Source organism: uncultured Deefgea sp. (genome assembly GCF_947072475.1).
Classification (GTDB): domain Bacteria; phylum Pseudomonadota; class Gammaproteobacteria; order Burkholderiales; family Chitinibacteraceae; genus Deefgea.
The window spans coordinates 1-19900 of record NZ_CAMTIA010000004.1 but is presented as its reverse complement, the minus strand read 5'-3'; the positions used below and the strand labels follow the sequence as shown (position 1 = coordinate 19900).

Here is a 19900-nt window from a genome sequence, read left to right as displayed (position 1 = left end):
CAGACTACGGCGATTACCTGAGTCAAACCATAAAAAAACGGCGCAATGCGCCGTTATTTTTTTTACCGCAGTTTAATGCTGCACTTTTTTACGCTTGCGGCCCAACCATTGCACAAAATCATCGACAAAAGTAAACACCACCGGAATCACCAATAAACTCAAAAAGGTCGAGGTAATTAAGCCGCCGATAACAGCAATCGCCATCGGCGCACGAAAACTCGAATCCACGCCCCAACCCATCGCAATCGGCAACATCCCTGCACCCATCGCAATGGTCGTCATCACAATCGGTCGCGCGCGTTTGCGCCCTGCATCCATTAAGGCATCAAAGCGCGCCATCCCTTCTCGGCGGGCAACGATGGCGTATTCAACCAATAAAATCGAATTTTTAGTCGCGACCCCCATCAACATAATCAAGCCAATTAAGGTCGGCATCGAGAACGAACTATTGGTCAGCAATAAAGCCACAAAAGCACCGCCAATCGATAACGGTAGCGCGGCTAAAATCGTCACCGGCTGCATAAAATCACGAAATAACAGCACCAGCACCATATAAATACACAACACCCCTGTGAGCATCGCCAAACCAAAGCTGGCAAATAGTTTTTTCATTTCATCCGCGTCGCCAAATTCTGCGCGGGTGACCCCGGCAGGCAGGTTTTTTAAGCTTGGTAATTGATCGGCCTCAGCGCTGGCTTCGCCTAAAGTTCGGCCATTAAGCTCAACGTCAAAAATCACATTGCGCGCTCTATCGTAGCGGCTAATCACACTCGGGCCGCTGCCAATTTCAATGGTTGCCACTTGCCCGAGCATCACATTCCCCTGCGTTGACGGCACGCGCAAACGCTTGATTTGCTCAAGATCACTGCGAAATGAATCCGGTAAACGCACCACAATTGGGATTTGCCGCTCAGGGAGATTGAGCTTGGCCAAGGCGGTATCAAAGTCACCCACTGTTGCCACCCTAATCGTGTCGGCAATCGCCAGCGCGGTGACGCCCATCTCGGCGGCTTTACTCATATCAGGACGAATAATTAATTCAGGCCGAACCAAACTGGCGCTCGATGTAACCGCACCAATGCCGTTTAAAGTACGTAAGTCTTGCTCTACCGCTTTAGCGGCCACGGCCAAAGCCTCAGGATCATCCGACTTAATAATCATTTGCAGCTTTTCACCATTTTGCCCCAGCCCTACCGTTACCCTCGCGCCCGGAATCACCCGCAATGCCTCACGCAATTCTTGCTCCAGCAGCGTTTTTTTCTCCCGCTCAGTGCGCGAGACTAAAGTCAACGTTAGGCTGGCTTTATTCACGCCACTACTGCCACCCGCAAAGGGGTCGGCCCCGGCTTTACCATCGCCCACTGCAGTATAAATTCGGGTAATAAACGGCAACGTCGCTAAGATTTTTCGCGCTTGATCGGCGGCGGCATAGGTTTCATTTAACGTTGCGCCGGGCGGTAATTCGAGTTTGACTAAGGTTTGTGAGCGATTATCTGCCGGAACAAAACCCGTCGGCAACAAGGGCACCAAGGCTAAAGAGGCAATAAAAAAGACAATTGAACAAATCGCCGTGATTTTACGATGCCGCAAGCACCACGCGGCGCAGCGCAAATAAGCGAGTTTCAAACGCCCCTCTTGCTCGGCATGCGGCATCGGCTTGAGCAAATACGCCGCCATCATCGGCGTGAGTAAGCGCGCCACCACCAAAGACGCCATTACCGCTAGCGCCGCAGTCCAGCCAAAGGGTTTAAAAAACTTCCCCGGAATACCGCTCATAAATGCCGTTGGTAAAAACACCGCCACCAAAGCAAACGTGGTGGCCACCACCGCTAGGCCAATTTCATCAGCCGCCTCCATCGCCGCTTGATACGGCGATTTACCCATGCGCAAATGGCGCACGATGTTTTCAATTTCAACAATCGCATCGTCAACCAAAATCCCCACCACCAAGGCCAGCGATAATAAGGTCACGGTATTGAGGGTAAAACCAAATAAATACATGCCGATAAACGTCGGCAAAATCGATAAGGGCAAAGCAGCGGCCGAGACTAAAGTGGCGCGCCAATCGCGCAAAAAGAACCATACGACAATCACCGCCAGCAAAGCGCCTTCGTACAACAAGCCCATCGAGCCATCAAACTCATCTTGCACTGGCGCGGCCATATCATAAGCCGGCTTGAGCACCAGCGCGGGATGCTCTAATTGCAGTTGAGTGAGGGCTTTTTTAATCGCAGCAGCCACTTCGGTCTCACTAGCACCGCGCGCACGGGTGATTTCAAAGCCGACCACCGGCTGACCATCGAGCTGGGCGATAGCGCGGCGCTCGGCAATGGTGTCGTGAATGCTGGCGATTTGATCGAGGCGAATCCGGCGGCCATCGGGCAAAGTCAGCTCAGTTTGTGCCAACTCGGCCGCCGTCGTGGCCGCGACAATGGTGCGTAAAGCTTGCTCGGAGCCGCCCAAATCAGCACGGCCACCAGAAGCGTCTTTTTGCGTTCGCGCCAATTGCCGTGAAATATCACTACTACTCACGCCCAACGCAGCCATGCGCGCTGGATCGAGTTCAATTTGCACTTGCCGCGTGACCCCGCCAACGCGAGCGACTTTGCCCACGCCAGGAATCGCTCGAATCACCCGGGTAATTTTATTGTCGACCAACCAAGACAGCTGCTCTTCATCCAGCTGCGGATCGGTCACGGTATACACCAGAAACGGCACGCCAGAAAACTCGACCTTGCCAATAATCGGATCTTTTAAATCGGCCGGTAAATCACTACGCACATTGGAAACCGCATCGCGCACATCATCAACGGCTTCATTAATGGGTTTTTCCAGCTCAAACTCGACGGTCATGCCGACCACGCCATCGCTGATATTGCTGTAAACGTGCTTCACGCCTTGCAAGGCTGAGACTGAATTTTCTAGCTTTCGCGCCACCTCGGTTTCCAGCTGCGCGGGGGCTGCGCCTTCCAATACCGCAGTCACCGTCACCATCGGTAATTCGATATCCGGAAAGTGCTGCACCTTCATTTGGCTAAATGACCATAAGCCCCCCAAAGAGAGCAGCACAAACAGCATAATGGCCGGTATCGGATTTTTAATCGACCAAGCAGAAAAATTCATTGTGCATCCCTGGGTATATCAACGAAAAGCTTTAAAATTAATGTCTACATGCCAATACCTAATAGACAAGACGCAATACAAATTGGCGATACACGGCCAATCGATTAAGACGGTGAAGGCCGCCTGCTTGGCTTACTTAACGACCCGCACCACATCACCATCGGCCAAAAAGCCTGCGCCGCTGGCCACCACCGACGTCGTCGGCGCGAGTCCCTCGACTTCCATCATCCCGTTCGCTTGGCGGCCGAGCTTCACCCGAACTTGCTTCACTTTATTGTCGGTTTGCAACACAAACACATTGGCAAAACCATCACGCAATAAAATAGCACTGCCTGGCAGCGCCAATGCTTTACTGCTACCCAGTGCGATCTGACCTTTAGCAAACATGCCGGGTTTGGCGGCAACCAAAGGATCGCCCTCGGGTTTCAAATCGACAAACACCAACACATTGCGGGTTTTTAGATCGACCGTTGGCGCAATATTTCTCACCGTTCCTGCCACTGTTTTGCCGGTTGGCAAGCCCAACGATACGCTTTGTCCAGGCTGAATTTTGGCGCTTTCAGCCGCCGTCACCTCGGCCTGCCATTCCAAGCGGCCTTGCCGTACTAAACGAAACAACTCTTGCCCTGGCTGGCTGACCGCCCCCAAGCTGGCGCTGCGTGCTGAAATCACCCCGTCATCGGGTGCCACAATGCGCGTTTGACTTAAGCGTACTTGCGCACTGGCCACTTGCGCTTTGGCCGATTGCACTCGCGCCTTGGCCATCATTTCTTTGGTGAAGGCTTCGGTTTTTTGTTGTTCTGACATGGCGCCGGTATTGCCTAGTTGCCGTACCCGACTGGCATTTTGCTGGGCTTCACCTAAAGCGGCCTCAGTTTCCGCCAGCGCCGCTTTGGCTTGAGCCACTTCGGCTTGAATCGTCGCATCATTGTAGCGCGCCAGCACTTGGCCTTTTTTGACCCGATCACCAATGGCGGCATTGAGCTGAGTTAAGCGTAAGCCGCCCATTTCAGTGCCGATGGATGACTCTTGCCATGGCAAAACATTGCCATTGGCGGTCATTGTTTGCGCCCACTCGATCGATTTGGGCTGAATCATGCGCACCGTCAATACCGGTTTACTGCCCTCGGTTTTTTTGTCGACTGAATCGGCACGCACCATCGCTGCGGTCAAAGTCAAACCCGCGAGCACGGCCAATACGCTGATACTCAATACCATGCCACGTCGCAGCGGGAATCGCTTTAATACATCCTTCATTACCCTACTCCAGTATAAGTTCGTACTCATTATCTAGATTGACCTTGCAAGCAATACCCTACTTAGCAGCAACTTCATCGCCAATACCGTCCACCGGCCATTGCCCGCCAACGGCTTTGTAGAGCGCAATCCATAAGGACAATTGATCACGCTGCAACGCCATTTGCTTCACTTGCGAGCCCAGCAAAAAACGCCGCGAGACTTCCAAATCCAATAAGCTGGCACTACCGGCTTGCCACATCGCGTTGCTAGCGTCTTGCTGCTGCTGATACCCCGCCACCGATCGCTGCATGGCGGCAATGCGGCGTTGATTGCCATCCAGTTGCAGCACAATTTGCTCAACTTCCCGCACCGCAAATCGCACCTTTTGCTGATACGCTGCCAGTGCCTGATCGTAGCGGGCCACCGCCGCGGCCTCTTCCGACTTTAAGCGGCCAGCGTTAAAAATCGGCAGCTTTAATGTCGGGCCAAACGACCAAGCATTGCCATTAATCGACAGGCTGCCGACCTCTTGCTGACCCAAGCTAATTACGCCGAGCAAGCTCAGTGAGGGCAATTGCGCCACTTTGCTAATTCCGACTTCGGCGGCCGCCATATTGACGTTTTCAGCGGCAACGCGAATATCGTAGCGCTGCGTAATGACATTGGCTGGCAAAGCATCGAGCACAAAACCCACCGGCTGCGGTAAGCGCGCTGCGCCTTGCTCAAGCTGTGCGTTCACTTGCTGCGCCGACCAACCGGTTAAAGCCACTAAAACTTGCTTGGCCATGCCAATGCCTTCTTGCGTTTCGAGCCATTGCGCTAAGGCATCAGCGCTACTGGCATCAAGTAAAGCCACGTCCACTGGGCTAGCCAGGCCGACTTGTTCTTTTTCCTGCGTTAATTGCAAGCTGTGATCTCGCGACTTTAAGTCCTGCGCCACAATCTCAGCCAAAGCTTGATAAGCGCGTAATGCCACATAGGCATTGGCCACTTCGGCCGCTACGGTCGCTCGTGCATCTTGCCATTCGATGGTTTTGGCCGACAAATTGGCCAATAGATTTTTTTCAGCGGTGCGCACACCGCCCCATAGATCGATCTCCCAGCTGGCATCGAGCCCAACACTGCCCATATTGATCGGCTGCGCAGGCGTGAGCATCGTATTGTTATTGCGCGAGCCGCTGGCCGTTGCACCGACGGTGGGCCATAAATAGGCTTTCGTCGCGTAGGCTTTGGCGCGCGCTTCCCGAATCCGTGCTTCGGCCAATTCTAAAGTCGGATTGGCTTGTTGCGCAGCATTGAGTAAGGTATTGAGGACCGGATCTTGCCAAGATTGCCACCACACTTGCTGCTCGGCGAGGTGTGTCGCCATCGGCAATGGCGTCTGCCACACCGTTTCTTTGGGCACTAACTGCGCCAATTGAGGCTGCGGCAAGCTCACCGCACAGCCGCCAACGGTGCCAAGCAAACAGAGTAATAGCCAATTTAATCGATGACGCATACGGGTCGCAATTCCAGTCAGTGTGAAGCGCATTTCAACGAAAAATGCATGAATAGGACGGGTTAAATCGCTTGAGAGACGGCGAAGAAATGCTAAACTGACCGAACGGTTCGGTCAATGACCAATGAATATTTATTTTGGGTATCGATATGCCAAGCAACAATGACAAGATGAACTCGGCCAAACGCCAGCAAATTCTAGATGGCGCTCGGCGCGTTTTTATTGAATTGGGTTTTGCCCACAGCAGCGTAGAAAAAATCGCCAAAGCGGCCGGCGTAGCCAAAGGCACGATTTATAATTATTTCGACAGCAAAGAAGCGCTATTTGTCGCCTTAATTGCGGGCGAATGCGCCGGCGAAACGCAATTGCCAACGCTGGCCCAATTACTAGACACCCCGATTGAGGCGGTATTAGCGCGCTTTGCAAAACAATGGCTCAGCAGCCTATTGCAAGAAGAGCAAGCCGCATTATTTCGGATTGTATTGGCAGAAGTGATGCAGTTTCCGGCGCTGGGACAATTGATCGAATCGTCCGGTCCAGCGCAGGTCGTGCAACTATTGAGCGATTATTTGGCGCAACTGAACCAAGATGAAAGACTACAGATCGATGACGCGAAATTAGCTGCGGAACAATTATTGGCGCTCAGTGATGCCGGCATTATTCGCCAAATGCAACTCTCGGTACGCAACCCGAGCTCGGTACAGATCGAGCAACACGTCCATAGCGCCGTCACCGTCTTTTTACGCGCCTACCGCAAAGCCAATTAAGCAGCAGCTAAGCGCTGCATCAGTTGTTCGGCATTGGGGTCGTCCACCAGCACCAGCCTCACCTTATTAAATGCCGTGGCGGCTTCTTCGGGATATTTGCCATACGACACAACACTGGCGTGTCGCCATCCAGCTGCCGTGAGCACCTGTTTGGCAAATTTACTCCCCTCAACACTGCCACCGCCCAATTGCAATAAAGCTTGCTCAATCAACACATGTGGAAATGGATTGCGCGATAAGGTATTAAAATGCGTTGGAAATACTTCATCAAATGGCATAATTAGCTCGCTCAAACAAATGAAGAATGCACTGCTTGCTGCACCCACTGCAGCGGCTAAGTCACTCTCTTCTTTCATTTTTTTAGTGTTTTGCTTATCAAATAGCAAGTAATCACTGACAAAAAACACAATCTGCCAAGCGAAAATAAATAAGGCCAGCACGACGATTTAAAGCCAAAGCCATCACGGCCAATGCACTGCTGATTTTATCGCTGGCAATAAATACCCGCCATGCGCCGCAATACCCCGTCAATTTGCGCCCACACCGGCCAGCATCCCGCTAAAATAGCCTTTTTACCTTGCCCACAATCGCTCATGAAAATCGCCCTTGCTCAAATCAACCCTATTGTTGGTGATATTGATGGCAACACCGAGCTTATTTTTGCTGCGGCTCGCGAAGCTGCGGCGGCTGGTGCTGATATTTTGCTCACCCCGGAATTAGCCCTTACTGGCTATCCACCGGAAGATTTATTACTGCGCCCAGCGTTGTTACAGCAATGCCGCGAAAAAATTGCGCGTTTCATTGATGAACTTGACGGCATTACCTTGGTGCTGGGCTACCCATCGGTGAGTGGCGACGAAATTTTTAACTCAGCGTGCGTCATTCGGGATGGCAACTTCCTCGGTCGTTACGATAAATTATTACTCCCCAATCATGCCGTTTTTGACGAAGTGCGTTACTTCACGCCAGGCTGTGTGCCTTTGGTCTTTGAACAAAATGGCGTGCAAGTCGGCATCGCCATTTGCGAAGACTTATGGGATACCGAGCCGGCCGCCGCCGCCAAAGACGAAGGCGCCGAGGTGTTATTGGTGCTCAATGCGTCCCCTTTTCACCAAGCCAAACAAAGCACGCGCCGCGAAATTGCCCAGCAACGCGTGGAAGAAAACGATTTAGCGCTGGTGTATTGCAATATGATCGGCGGCCAAGACGAGCTGGTTTTTGACGGCCACTCTTTTGCTCTGAATAAATCCGGCGAATTGGCCTTGCAATTGCCGGCGTATCGCAGCCAAATCGGCTATTGCGATTTTATTGATGGCGACCTCCAAACTGCGAGCATTGCGGCGGATGAGTCGATCGAAGCCAGTATTTACGGCGCTTTGGTGCTGGGCGTGCAAGATTACATTGGCAAAAACCGCTTCCCTGGCGTGTTACTCGGTCTCTCGGGTGGGATTGATTCGGCGCTTACTTTGGCGATTGCGGTAGATGCACTGGGCGCAGATCAAGTCCACGCGGTGATGATGCCCTCGCGCTATACCGCCGATATTTCGGTGAACGATTCACGCGAAATGATTGAAATCCTTGGCTGCCAATATTCAGAAATCGAAATTTGGCCGATGTATGAAAGTATGATGGCCGGATTAAAAGACGAGTTCGCTGGCCGCGAAATGGACGCCACCGAAGAGAACTTGCAAAGCCGCATTAGGGGTATGCTGTTGATGGCCATGTCAAATAAGGGCGGCAAGCTGGTACTCACCACGGGTAATAAATCCGAAATGACCACTGGTTATGCCACCTTGTATGGCGATATGGCTGGCGGCTTTGCGGTATTAAAAGATATCGCCAAAACACTGGTGTATCGCCTCTCCAACTGGCGCAACACCCAAGGCTTGGTGATTCCTGAGCGCATTATTACTCGCCCTCCTTCGGCTGAATTACGTCCCGACCAAAAAGACCAAGACAGCTTGCCTGAGTACGAAGTGCTTGATGCGATTTTAGCGGCGTATGTCGAAGAAAACCTCAGCATCGCCGACATTATTGCGAAAGGCTATCCCGAGGCAGATGTGAATAAGGTGGTGCGTTTACTCAAAATCAACGAATACAAACGCCGCCAAGCGCCTGTTGGTCCACGCATTACTCAGCGCTCGTTTGGTAAAGATTGGCGCATGCCGATTACCCAGCGTTTTACGCGTTAAATCGTTTTTTCTATATGCAGTGAGCCCAAGCGATGTTTGCTTGGGCTTTTTCTTGCACAAAATGTGCCACTTTTTCAAAAAACCGCAATAAATAAGCGACTGGCATAGTTTGTAACAAAACATTCATCTCCCACTGTTACCTTACCGCCTCACACCAAACCATTGAGTTTGTATGATCCGCCACAGCAGCAATGAGCGCGCTTGCGCCGAACTCGCCGACATCATTCAACAGCAGCAACTGAGTGCCGTCTTTCAACCGATTGCGGCACTCAATCAAGCCAGCGCCTATGGTTTTGAAGGTTTGATTCGTGGCCCTAGCGATCATCCTTTACACGCCCCACAGCAATTATTTCAAGCGGCAGCGCAGAACCAATGCCTTGCCCAATTAGATTGGGCCTGCCATCAAGTCATTATCCAAGCGTTTATCGAACAGCAACTCCCCGGCAAGTTATTTATCAATGTCTGCCCACTGAGCCTGATGCAAGACCCATTTCGCGCGGATGCAATGCTCGATTTACTGCAAACAGTGGGTTTAGATCCTCACCGAGTGGTTATCGAACTGACTGAAACGCAAGCCACCAGCGACTACCCGCGCTTAGCTCAAGCGTTGCAACACTATCGAGAAATGGGTTTTCAAATTGCGCTGGATGATTTGGGCGAAGGGTATTCGAGTTTACGGCTGTGGTCTGAACTCAAGCCTGACTTTGTCAAGATTGATAAATACTTTATTCAAGGCATTAGCCGCGATCGACAAAAGCGCCAATTTGTTCGCTCAATCCAACACATTGCCCTCAGTACTGGCTGCAATGTGATTGCGGAAGGCATTGAAAATCATACTGAATTGGCGGTCATTGAGCGCTTAGGCATTCATTTAATCCAAGGGTTTTTAATCGGTCGTCCCGAAATACAGCCCAATCCGATGCTCGATATGCCCAAACACCGCACCGAACAGCCGGTCTACATCGGCCAAAGCAGCACTCACGCCGGTGCTTTGCTCCAAATGGTTCCTAGTGCCTGTCAAACCGATAGCAACGAAGCCGTTTGGCGACGTCTAACGCAACAAGCCGGCCTAAGCGCGATTCCGGTGGTCGACAACGAGCGTCCGATTGGACTAATCAAACGTAATGATTTATTAGAGTTATTTTCACGGCCATTTAGCCGTGAACTCTTTGGCGCACGCAGTTGTAGCACCCAAATGGATCGCCACCCTTTAATTGTTGAGCAAGCCACCAGTCTGACCGAGCTGGCACGTTTACTCACTTGTAGCGAGCGCAGCGATCTTAACGATGGATTTATCATTACCGAGCAAGGACGTTATTTAGGGATGGGCACTGGCCGCGACTTGATCCGCGCAATGACTGAATTACAAATTAGTGCTGCGCGCCACGCCAACCCGTTAACCGGCTTACCCGGGAATGCCCCCATTCAAAACACCATTAGCCAATATCTACAAACTGAATGCAACTTCACCGTGGTGTACGTCGATCTGGATCACTTCAAGCCTTATAACGACGTTTATGGCTACGCTCGAGGCGATGAGCTGCTGCAGCTGTGCGGGCAACTGTTACAAAGCAGCATCGATCCTCAGCTGGATTTTGTCGGGCACGTCGGTGGGGATGACTTTATTTTGTTATTGCGATCACCGAATTGGCGCTCGCATTGCGAGCAAATACTCAGTGATTTTCAACAACAATTAGCGCCATTTTTTAAACCCGCACACTGGCAAGCGCAAAGCTATTTGGCGCACAATCGCCATAATAAATTGCAATTAAACCCGCTGGTTTCGATGTCTTTAGGCGCAGTAGAAATTGTCGCCAGCGAGTATCAAAGCCACCATGAAGTGGCGAATCATGCATCGAGTGCCAAACATATGGCCAAAATGCAAAGCGGGCATAGCCTATATATTGCATCGGTTAAGTAGCGGTATTTGACTGGCAGCCTTGCTGTATAAGCTCTAGCTTTAAATACTCACTAAGTGGGTCGGCTCCAGATAGTTTGAATACAGAAAACAACAAGTCTATTTAAATCATAGACTTGCGTTGCCATCATTCAAACTGAGTGAGGCGACCATACTTAGGTTTTTAAATCATCATTCGCTTCAATTTGCGATAGATCCCAATCTAAAGCTAAATCTTGTTGAGCCAAGACCAATAAAGGCTGTAGATTTTTAAGTAAGGCGCGCAGATGTGGACGCAATTCGTCCGTCATCCCTTTATGCAGCATCACCAAGGCCTCGGCGATCAGCGGCGTGTGCGGCATGCTCTGGCGTTCGGGCATAAACACTTGGTTTGCCATCGGCGTGGCGTATAAACGATCTTGCGCGATGTGTAATATACGCTCGCATGAATGCGCCTCATCGTGCCAAGAATTGGCAACGGCAATACTTGCGGTCACTCGCAATAATTGTTCGCGATAATTAATGCGGGCATTGGCGACTCGATGTCGCAAACGCTCGGCGACAATTTTCGCTTCAGTTAATGGCGTGGCTGGGGAAATAATCGCAAACAGTGCACCTGTTAAATGCGCCAAGGTGTCTTCTTTACGCAAAGTGCTTTCGAGTAATTTGGCCAACATGCCTAACATTTGTCCACACACCCGCTCGCCGAGTTTGTCGGTTAACATTTGAAAATGATTCACCTCCAATAACAATAAGCTCACTTGGCTATTGTGTCGAAGCGCAAAGGCTAAGGCTTGTTCCAATTGCAAATTCAATAAATAAGAACTGGCGACGCCGGTTAACTCATCACTCGTAGCGTGCACTTGCATCGCACGTGCGGCGGCCAATTCGCGCCGGGTTGCGGCCAATTCAAGATTGGCCTGAACCCGCGCCAGCATTTCGGTGCGATCAGTCGATTTGGTGATAAAGTCATTGGCGCCACATTCCACACAGCGTAATTTGGTCGCCTCATCTTCTTCACCCGAGATAATGATCACCGGCAAATAATGCAAACGCGCATCACCCGAGCTGCGCACGCGCGCGAGTAAACCCAAGCCATCGAGCTCAGGCATGGTTAAATCTGAAATCAACAGATTAATCATCGGCTCAGCCAGCAACAGCTTCCAGCCCGCCTCGCCATCGGCCGCTTCAAATAAATCAAAATGCACGCTTAAATGCTTACGCACCGTCGCACGAACGATGCGAGAATCATCCACAATCAAGATTTGAGGTCGTGGATTTAATTCTTCACTTTCAATCATTGTCAACTCCAGCTCATGCAACGCAGGCTTTAGCCTAGCACATGCAATTAAACGACGAGAGGCCGAAATAAGGTGGGATAAATCGGTCTACAACGATTCAATTGTCATGTAAGCTATCAGCTTACTCGCCTGCATCTAGGATGTGATCATGTCCAAGACTTATCGTTTACAGCTCAGTGTCTCTCCTGTCACCCGCCGTGAAGCCGACTATACGCTTGGCGCGATTCAACGCGCTTGGTGCACGCCGTCATGGGCCAATAAGCAATCGCTAGGCAATGAGATTTTATTGCTAGAAGTACGTCACGAGGCAGAAATCAAAGTCGGAGAAAGTGCCGATTGGTTTATCGAGCGCATCGCTGCGGCTATTTGGCAAGAAACCGGCCGCTTTGTGCGAATTGCCATTGATCTGGTGGCTGATGAAGCCGCTGATGGGCAATTTATTATCTTAGATGAAGCCGCGTATTGGCGAATTATGCAAAATTTTCGCCTCTCATCGCCGCGCTTTCACGCTTGAAATCGCGCGGCGTCTCGCTTTAAAACCGACGCTTCGCCGATTGACAGGCACAAAAAAACCCGTTTACACGGGTTTTTTGCTTTAGAACCTGTTACTTACAAAGCTTAGGCAGCAGCCATTGCTTTGATCGCAGCAGACAAACGGCTCTTATGACGAGCTGCTTTGTTCTTATGGTAGATCTTTTTGTCAGCCAAGCTGTCGATGGTGCTAACAGATGCTTGGTAAACAGCTGTAGCAGCCGCTTTGTCGCCAGCCGCGATCGCTTTCAATACTTTTTTAACTGCAGTACGGAATTCTGAACGTTGAGCGCCGTTGTGTAGACGTGCAACTTCAGCTTGACGAGCGCGTTTGCGTGCTTGTGCGGTATTTGCCATGGTAATTCTCCAAAGGTATAAACGGGTCTACTGCTTCGCCGGAGACACGGACTTTCGGCAGCACACACACCCTAGAAAGGGGGCAATTTTATGCCTTCTTCACGGCAAGTGCAAGTAGGCGTTATCATGCGCGCTATCAGGGACGGAAAAATAACAATGAATCTACTCAAAGCACTGGCCGCGGTCAGCTCGATGACCTTGGTTTCACGCGTGCTCGGCTTTGCCCGTGATGCGATTATGGCGACTATTTTTGGCGCTGGCGCCATGATGGATGCGTGGGTGGTTGCCTTTCGCTTACCGAATTTACTGCGACGTATCTTCGCCGAAGGCGCATTCTCACAAGCGTTTGTGCCAATACTGGCAGATAAAAAAACCCGCGAAGGCGATGAAGCGGCCAAAGCCTTTATCGCGCATGTGGCCGGTTTGTTAACTTTAATTTTAGCGGTGATCACCTTAATCGGGATTTTGGCTGCGCCATGGATTATTTGGAGTACCGCCAATGGCTTAACTCATAATCCCAATCAATTTGCCGTCACCACCGATTTATTGCGCATTACCTTTCCCTATATCTTGCTGATTTCATTGTCCTCACTCGCCGGCGCGGTGCTCAATACATGGAATCACTTCTCCGTTCCGGCCTTTACACCCACGCTACTGAATATTTCATTTATTATTTTTGCGCTGTTTTTTGCCCCCTATTTTAATCCGCCGATTATGGCGCTCGCTTGGGCCTTGCTAGTGGGGGGCGTTGCTCAGCTGGCGTATCAACTACCTTATCTTAAAAAAATTGGCATGTTGGTTCGCCCGCGCTTGGATTTTAAAGACCCCGGCGTTTGGCGCGTCGTCAAACAAATGGGACCCGCAATTTTGGGGGTTTCAGTCAGCCAGATTTCGCAAATTATCAATCAAAGTTTGGCGTCATTACTCGTCGTGGGTTCGATGTCGTGGATATACTACGCTGACCGCTTAATGGAGCTACCGACTGGCTTATTGGGCGTGGCGCTTGGAACAATTTTATTGCCGTCGCTGTCTAAAACCTTGGCCAATAACGACACGGTCGAGTATTCCAAACTCCTCGATTGGGGCTTACGATTAGCGCTGTTATTAGCGCTACCCTCAGCAGTCGCTTTGGCGGTGATTGCCGAGCCGCTGACGATTTCATTATTTCAATACGGTAAATTTACTGCTCACGATGCGCAGATGACGCAATTGGCGTTAATGGCGTATGCAGTCGGCATTCCCGGCTTGATTTTGATTAAGCCTTTAGCGCCGGCGTTTTATGCGCGCAAAAACATTAAAACCCCAGTCAAGATTGCCGTATTTTCTTTAATTGTGACTCAAGGCTTAAACCTGATTTTAGTGCCCTATTTGCAACACGCTGGCCTCGCGTTATCGATTAGTTTGGCGGCAATTGCCAACGCGGGTTTGCTGTATTACCAATTGAGAAAACAAGATTTATATCAGCCTGAAGCGGGCTGGTTGGGCTTTTTGTTTAAACTAATTGTTGCGGTGAGCTTAATGGCATTGGCTTTATTTGGCGTAATGCAAATTATGCCGGAATGGGGTCTGGGCAATATGCCGTCTCGATTACTACGCCTCTCAGGCTTAGTCATCGTTGGCATCGCGGTGTATTTTTCCGTACTGGGTTTACTGGGATTTAGACCACGGCAATTCTCTCGCCGTAGCGTTTAAACTGCAAGGTAGGTATTTGCTGCAAGGCTTTTATATTAAAGCGCTGCAAGCAAATACCCTCTTGCTTATGCTGATATTCAGATTGAGTGCTGTGCCGCGCGCGTCGGTCTGGCGCTTAAAACCGCCACACCGAATCCAAACAGCAGTTAACTGATTACGCCGAACTCACTGGCGTCGATAAATAAGCCTCAATCGCCACCGCATCAATTTGCTCGGCTTGCATAAATTGTTTGGCGTATTTCAAATACACGCCCGAAGTTAAAAACAATTGAAATAGCTCACGATCGATATGCTGATTTTCCACCATGCTCTGCATAATGCGGATCGACTCCGAGAGTAATTTACCTTTTTTATACGGTCGATCCACCGCCGTGAGCGCTTCAAAAATATCAGCAATCGCCATCATTCGCGCCAATGGGCTCATTTGCTGTTGCGTGAGTTTGCGTGGATAACCCGTGCCATCCATTTTTTCATGATGGCCACCGGCAATTTCTGGCACTTGCTGTAAATGCCGAGGGAAAGGTAGTTTTTCCAGCATGATGATGGTTTGCACGATGTGCTCGTTGATTTTATAGCGCTCTTCTTCGCTTAAGGTGCCCCGCGCCACCGATAGATTATAAATTTCACCTCGGTTATATAAGAGCTCAGGCACCTTGAGCTGAAAGCCCCACGGATTAATTGCTGGCATTTGCTCGCGTGGCGGGCGACTAAATTGATGCTCAATTTTGTCGGCCAATAGCGACTCATAAACCGGCAGCTCAGTGGCTGGCTCATGCTCTTTACGACTTTTTTCTTCATGCGAAATACCGATTCTATCGTCCAAAGTACGTAACCACTGCCGCTGGGCAATGGTATTTAATCGCACAATTTTATCCTCGGCCATAAATTCACCGCCCTGATTACACTGGGCGATAAAGGCAAAGTCAGCGTCAAGCTGCGCCAATGCTTGGGCCAATTGCTGCGCTAATTGCTGCGGATCTGCACCCTCAATTTGGGCTTGTAGTGCTTGAATTTGCGCGTCGCGTTTTAAGACTTCAAAGCGCATCCGCACTTCATGCAGCCTATCGTAGAGCGTTTCTAATTTAGTGGCTTTATCCACCACATATTCTGGCGTCGTCACTTTGCCGCAATCGTGTAACCAGCACGCAATATGCAAAGCTTCGCGCTCGGTTTCGCTTAAATTGAAATCGGCATACGGGCCTACCGTCGTTTGACATGCGGCATTAGCGAGCATTTTGGTGAGTTCAGGAACCCGCTGGCAATGACCGCCGGTATATGGACTTTTGGCATCAATGGCACCAGCGAGTAATTGAATAAAGGCTTCAAGTAATACTTTTTGCTCTTCGATTAAACGCTGCGTATTAAGCGCCACCGCCGCAGTGCCCGACAAGGCCGTAACAAAAGACAAGCGCTTGGCACTAATTGCGGCCTCGGCGTTCAGCAATAAAGCCAACACCCCAAGTAATTGCCCAGTCTTATCCTTAAGCGGCACACAAACTAATTGATAAGCTGCCGGCTCGGCGATTACAAAATTAAAATAAAGCTGCACCTGCTCGCGAGTCAAAAGCATTGCGCTGGTTTGTTGCTGCAATAATTGCAATACCGGATGTGTCTGATCGGCGTCCAGTTTAAGGGTGGCCAATTCGCCAAAGGCTTCACGTACTTGATCGTTATATTGTGCTTGCACGACTTCCAGTGTGCCTTGCTTGGGTTCCGCTAAATATAAAATACCGCAAGGCGCTAAAGCGGCCTTTCGCATCTCACTGACAATCAACACCAATAATCGCTGGAAATTCGTTTCTGCAGCTAAGGCATTAGATAGATGTAAAAAGTCTTCAATCGTACCCTTCATTTGATCCATCGATTTAGCCAGCGCGATAATTTCGGTAATTCGTGCTTCAACCTGAATGGGCTGACTAAAATCAAAGCGCGCAATTCTTTGTGCTTCGCTATTGAGCTGAATTAATGGTCGCGATGCCATGCGTGCTAGCCACAAAGCCAAACTCACGCCAAAGGCTAAAAGTAGCGCAGAGATCAATAAAGCATGATTGCGAATGTCAATTGCAGGGCCCAATAATTCTGAATGCGGCGAAGCTAACCATAATTGCAACGGCGCACCACCCAGCACCGCAATGGATTGCTTGGACGCCTCCCAATTTTCATTATCCACCGCCATCGTTGTGCTTTGCCCAGAAGCCAGCTCAAGATGATCCTCTTTTAATTGGCTTAACAAATGGCCATTAAATTCCGTCAGCAAAGGCAGCCGCAATTGCCCTTGCCCTGCTGGCTTCATTTGGGTAAGTCCATCTTGGGTCAGCATCACCCCTTGCTCAGCCGTCACCAATAAAAACTTTGATCCCGGCGTTTCCTGATAATACGATAGGACTTGTTCAATCGTTTCTAAGCGAACATCAACCCCCACCACGGCGGCCTGCTGGTTTGCTGCTGTTGAAATCGTCACCCCTGCTTTATCCGTGGCATAAAAAACATACGGCAAACTGCTTTGCACGCCGGGTGTCGATACTGCCGCCTTAAACCAAGAACGCGTTCGCGGATCAAATTGATAATCAGGCTTAATTCGATTTTCAATTAAATTAAATTGCGAATCAAAAAATAAATAACGTCCAACAGAATGAGCAGCAGTGACTTCAATACTTTGCACCACCCACGCTGTATTTTTAGGCGGATTAAATCGTTGAATGAGCGAAGGCTCATTACGCCAAGGGCGTAACAAAAAGAAATCGCCATTTTGATAGCCCACATACACCGCCGCCAAAGCTGGTCGCGTTCGCAATGCGGTCAATAAATACGGCATGCTTTCAAGCCGTTGCTCAAGCGTTGTGGCACGCACAATCCGTTGATCGGCCATGAGTTCTGCCGTCACTGCCGCATTGCGATAGAGATTATCCAAATGATTGGTGGCCACTTTCGCAAAATTGTTCACTCGATTTTGGGCATTCAGCATTAATATTTTTTCGGTTGAATTTTGAAAAAACCAAGTCGTAATCGCGGCAAATAACAGCATTAAGCCGACAAAGAAATAACTAAGATGCAAATGAAATGGGATATGTTTCGACGTTTGTAACTGCGAGCGCATACCAGCGAGTCCCTTTGTTTTATTCTTTCTACAAAATTAAAACCAATGAAATTATAAATATCATATTAATACTTATCTCGAAAGAAAATCGAAATTAATCCCGCAAAGCCTGCAGCGCCACTGGCCAGAGTCATGCTAAAATCACCTTTAAATTGATAGCAATTTAAGGCAGAACTGGCCTTTTCTCTTTATTTGAATGGAGCACTGCATGTCGTCCTCGATTTTTGCCGCCGTTGAAATGGCGCCACGCGATCCGATTTTGGGTCTAAATGAATCTTTTAACGCCGATACCCGTGACTTTAAAGTCAACCTAGGGGTCGGCGTTTATTTTAATGACGAAGGCAAAATTCCTTTATTGGCAGCAGTCAAAGCGGCAGAGAAAGCACGCCTTGAAACACAGCCTCCGCGCGGTTATCAAGCCATTGAAGGTAATCCAGCTTACAACGCTGGCGTGCAAAATTTGTTGTTTGGTTTAGACAGCGAATTAACCGCAGCAGGCCGTGTGGTAACAGCACAAGCACTTGGCGGCACGGGTGCATTGCGCATTGGTGGTGATTTCTTGTATCGCCTCAACCCAAATGCCACCGTGTATATCAGCAATCCAAGCTGGGAAAATCACCGCGCTATTTTTGAAGCGGCCGGCTTTAAAGTAGCTGACTATCCTTACTATGATGCGGCAACGCGTGGCGTTGATTTTGCTGCTATGAAAGCAAATCTACTCACCTTGCAACCGGGCTCAGTCATTATCTTACATGCTTGCTGCCACAACCCAACGGGCGCGGACTTGTCAGATGCACAATGGGCAGAAGTGGTTGAGGTGTGTCGTGAACGCGGCTTAGTGCCTTTCCTTGACATGGCTTACCAAGGTTTTGCTGAAGGCATTGCTGAGGATTCAGTCGCAGTCAATGCATTTGCCGCATCGGGTCTGCAATTTCTGATTTCGAGCTCATTCTCAAAAAGCTTCTCTTTGTATGGTGAACGCGTTGGCGCGCTGTCGGTCATCACCGCCAACAAAGAAGAGTCTAGCCGTGTGCTCTCACAAGTAAAACGCGTGATTCGCAGCAACTACTCAAACCCACCAATCCACGGCGGCGCAGTCGTTGCGGCGGTATTGGCCAGTCCAGAGTTGCGGGCCATGTGGGAAGAAGAACTTGGCGGCATGCGCGTGCGTATTCGCAGCATGCGTTCAGGCTTGGTTGAAAAGCTCGCCGCACGCGGTGTGGCGCAAGATTTCAGCTTTGTCACAGCGCAACGCGGGATGTTCTCGTACACCGGTTTAACCGCAGTTCAAGTTGAAAAGCTCCAAACTGAATACGGTATCTATGCCGTATCGACGGGCCGGATCTGCTTGGCCGCACTGAATAACAAAAACATCGACTACGTCGCAGATGCGATTGCCAAAGTGCTCTAATACCGCGCTTAGCCATCAAAAAGCCCACGGTTTCGTGGGCTTTTTGATGCGCGGCTCAATTTAATGCGCCGCTGATGGCTGCTCTGCGGCGACTTTTTTACCTTTTTTCAAGCATTCCCGCCAATTGGCTGCCGTAGCGCCGGCGCTTCCTTCGACCAAGCAATCACCTGCTTTGAGGCGTAAATAATTTTCACTTTGCTGATCAACGCTACTTTCAGCAAGATTCGCTTCCGTTTTAACCGCCGTACTACCTTCGCCATTGGGTTTTAATTCCTGTCGGCGCGTAGTGCGCTCTTGCTCGGCGAGTTTGTCTTCTAATTCGGCAATATGGTCTTTTTTAGCGCGCAACTCGACTTTTAACGCGGTGATGTCGTGCTCTAATTCGCTGCGTTTCTCCAAAGAGCCCGATAGCGACTCTTTTAATTTTTCAATTTGGGTGAGGTAAAAACTTTTTTCGAAGTTTTTTTTCGCCATGCCAAGCGCAATGCCAACCATTAAAAAAATCAGCACCAAAAAAAAACCACACAAGCCAAAAATAATTAAACGATAGCGCGAAAAAAAGCTCACCGAATGAGCCGGCACTTCAGGCTCAGGTAAGTCAATGGCATGCTCTTCAGCAGACATCTCTACATCCTTCTTGATATGAGGGGTAATAGAGACAGCATAATCGTGAAAAAGCACAAATGGGAAGAAATAAAATCGAAAAAAAAGGGCTAGCTTTTCAGCTAACCCTTTTATATTTGGCTCCTCGACCTGGGCTCGAACCAGGGACACACGGATTAACAGTCCGTTGCT

14 protein-coding genes are annotated in these 19900 nt (G+C 49.8%); 6 read left to right on the top strand and 8 right to left on the bottom strand.

Annotation, left to right across the window (positions count from 1 at the left end):
* Positions 1-72: 72 nt before the first annotated feature.
* From Q0V82_RS02450 to Q0V82_RS02440, 3 genes are all read right to left on the bottom strand, one after another.
* Positions 73-3123, bottom strand: a complete 3051-nt coding sequence (locus Q0V82_RS02450) for an efflux RND transporter permease subunit (protein ID WP_297572320.1) — start codon at positions 3121-3123, stop codon at positions 73-75.
* A 132-nt stretch (positions 3124-3255) separates the two neighbouring features.
* Entirely contained in the window at positions 3256-4380 is a 1125-nt protein-coding gene (locus tag Q0V82_RS02445) for an efflux RND transporter periplasmic adaptor subunit (protein ID WP_297572318.1), read from the bottom strand.
* Between the two features lie 58 nt (positions 4381-4438).
* Positions 4439-5860 carry an efflux transporter outer membrane subunit gene (locus Q0V82_RS02440; RefSeq protein ID WP_297572316.1) on the bottom strand — a complete coding sequence of 474 codons (1422 nt, stop codon included), beginning with the start codon at positions 5858-5860 and terminating at the stop codon, positions 4439-4441.
* Between the two features lie 149 nt (positions 5861-6009).
* Here Q0V82_RS02440 and Q0V82_RS02435 point away from each other — a divergent pair, with 149 nt between their 5' ends.
* Positions 6010-6627, top strand: a complete 618-nt coding sequence (locus tag Q0V82_RS02435) for a TetR/AcrR family transcriptional regulator (RefSeq protein WP_297572315.1) — start codon at positions 6010-6012, stop codon at positions 6625-6627.
* Here the strand turns inward: Q0V82_RS02435 and Q0V82_RS02430 are convergent.
* Positions 6624-7067, bottom strand: a complete 444-nt coding sequence (locus Q0V82_RS02430; protein ID WP_297572314.1) for a hypothetical protein — start codon at positions 7065-7067, stop codon at positions 6624-6626. The two genes, Q0V82_RS02435 and Q0V82_RS02430, sit on opposite strands and share 4 nt — an antisense overlap.
* Positions 7068-7220: 153 nt before the next feature.
* Between Q0V82_RS02430 and Q0V82_RS02425 the strand changes: the two genes are divergently transcribed.
* Together Q0V82_RS02425 and Q0V82_RS02420 are read left to right on the top strand one after the other, a co-directional pair.
* On the top strand, positions 7221-8819 hold the full coding sequence (locus Q0V82_RS02425) for an NAD+ synthase (protein ID WP_297572313.1): 1599 nt from the start codon (positions 7221-7223) through the stop codon (positions 8817-8819).
* A gap of 172 nt (positions 8820-8991) precedes the next feature.
* Positions 8992-10740: an EAL domain-containing protein gene (locus tag Q0V82_RS02420; RefSeq protein WP_297572312.1), complete on the top strand. Its 1749-nt coding sequence runs from the start codon at positions 8992-8994 to the stop codon at positions 10738-10740.
* A gap of 152 nt (positions 10741-10892) precedes the next feature.
* On the opposite strand, the gene Q0V82_RS02415 is transcribed toward Q0V82_RS02420, so the two are convergent.
* On the bottom strand, positions 10893-12017 hold the full coding sequence (locus Q0V82_RS02415; RefSeq protein ID WP_297572311.1) for a diguanylate cyclase domain-containing protein: 1125 nt from the start codon (positions 12015-12017) through the stop codon (positions 10893-10895).
* A 148-nt stretch (positions 12018-12165) separates the two neighbouring features.
* On the opposite strand from Q0V82_RS02415, the gene Q0V82_RS02410 reads away from it, so the two are divergent.
* Positions 12166-12531, top strand: a complete 366-nt coding sequence (locus tag Q0V82_RS02410; protein ID WP_226764774.1) for a hypothetical protein — start codon at positions 12166-12168, stop codon at positions 12529-12531.
* 104 nt (positions 12532-12635) lie between these two features.
* On the opposite strand, the gene rpsT is transcribed toward Q0V82_RS02410, so the two are convergent.
* Positions 12636-12905: a 30S ribosomal protein S20 gene (rpsT, locus tag Q0V82_RS02405; protein ID WP_226764775.1), complete on the bottom strand. Its 270-nt coding sequence runs from the start codon at positions 12903-12905 to the stop codon at positions 12636-12638.
* Positions 12906-13061: 156 nt separating this feature from the next.
* Here rpsT and murJ point away from each other — a divergent pair, with 156 nt between their 5' ends.
* Positions 13062-14597, top strand: coding sequence for a murein biosynthesis integral membrane protein MurJ (gene murJ / locus Q0V82_RS02400; RefSeq protein WP_297572310.1), 1536 nt, complete (start codon positions 13062-13064; stop codon positions 14595-14597).
* A 154-nt stretch (positions 14598-14751) separates the two neighbouring features.
* Here murJ and Q0V82_RS02395 read toward each other — a convergent pair whose 3' ends face one another.
* Positions 14752-17694 (bottom strand): HD domain-containing phosphohydrolase, encoded by a 2943-nt coding sequence (locus Q0V82_RS02395; RefSeq protein WP_297572309.1) that lies wholly within the window; start codon positions 17692-17694, stop codon positions 14752-14754.
* A 208-nt stretch (positions 17695-17902) separates the two neighbouring features.
* On the opposite strand from Q0V82_RS02395, the gene Q0V82_RS02390 reads away from it, so the two are divergent.
* Positions 17903-19105 carry an amino acid aminotransferase gene (locus Q0V82_RS02390; protein ID WP_297572308.1) on the top strand — a complete coding sequence of 401 codons (1203 nt, stop codon included), beginning with the start codon at positions 17903-17905 and terminating at the stop codon, positions 19103-19105.
* A gap of 60 nt (positions 19106-19165) precedes the next feature.
* On the opposite strand, the gene Q0V82_RS02385 is transcribed toward Q0V82_RS02390, so the two are convergent.
* Positions 19166-19729 (bottom strand): hypothetical protein, encoded by a 564-nt coding sequence (locus tag Q0V82_RS02385; protein ID WP_297572307.1) that lies wholly within the window; start codon positions 19727-19729, stop codon positions 19166-19168.
* Positions 19730-19900 lie beyond the last annotated feature (171 nt).

Coding starts and splice junctions, on each gene's coding strand:
- Q0V82_RS02450 (WP_297572320.1), bottom strand. CDS start 3,123: ATGAATTTTTCTGCTTGGTCGATTAAAAATCCGATACCGGCCATTATG.
- Q0V82_RS02445 (WP_297572318.1), bottom strand. CDS start 4,380: ATGAAGGATGTATTAAAGCGATTCCCGCTGCGACGTGGCATGGTATTG.
- Q0V82_RS02440 (WP_297572316.1), bottom strand. CDS start 5,860: ATGCGTCATCGATTAAATTGGCTATTACTCTGTTTGCTTGGCACCGTT.
- Q0V82_RS02435 (WP_297572315.1), top strand. CDS start 6,010: ATGCCAAGCAACAATGACAAGATGAACTCGGCCAAACGCCAGCAAATT.
- Q0V82_RS02425 (WP_297572313.1), top strand. CDS start 7,221: ATGAAAATCGCCCTTGCTCAAATCAACCCTATTGTTGGTGATATTGAT.
- Q0V82_RS02420 (WP_297572312.1), top strand. CDS start 8,992: ATGATCCGCCACAGCAGCAATGAGCGCGCTTGCGCCGAACTCGCCGAC.
- Q0V82_RS02415 (WP_297572311.1), bottom strand. CDS start 12,017: ATGATTGAAAGTGAAGAATTAAATCCACGACCTCAAATCTTGATTGTG.
- Q0V82_RS02410 (WP_226764774.1), top strand. CDS start 12,166: ATGTCCAAGACTTATCGTTTACAGCTCAGTGTCTCTCCTGTCACCCGC.
- rpsT (WP_226764775.1), bottom strand. CDS start 12,905: ATGGCAAATACCGCACAAGCACGCAAACGCGCTCGTCAAGCTGAAGTT.
- murJ (WP_297572310.1), top strand. CDS start 13,062: ATGAATCTACTCAAAGCACTGGCCGCGGTCAGCTCGATGACCTTGGTT.
- Q0V82_RS02395 (WP_297572309.1), bottom strand. CDS start 17,694: ATGCGCTCGCAGTTACAAACGTCGAAACATATCCCATTTCATTTGCAT.
- Q0V82_RS02390 (WP_297572308.1), top strand. CDS start 17,903: ATGTCGTCCTCGATTTTTGCCGCCGTTGAAATGGCGCCACGCGATCCG.
- Q0V82_RS02385 (WP_297572307.1), bottom strand. CDS start 19,729: ATGTCTGCTGAAGAGCATGCCATTGACTTACCTGAGCCTGAAGTGCCG.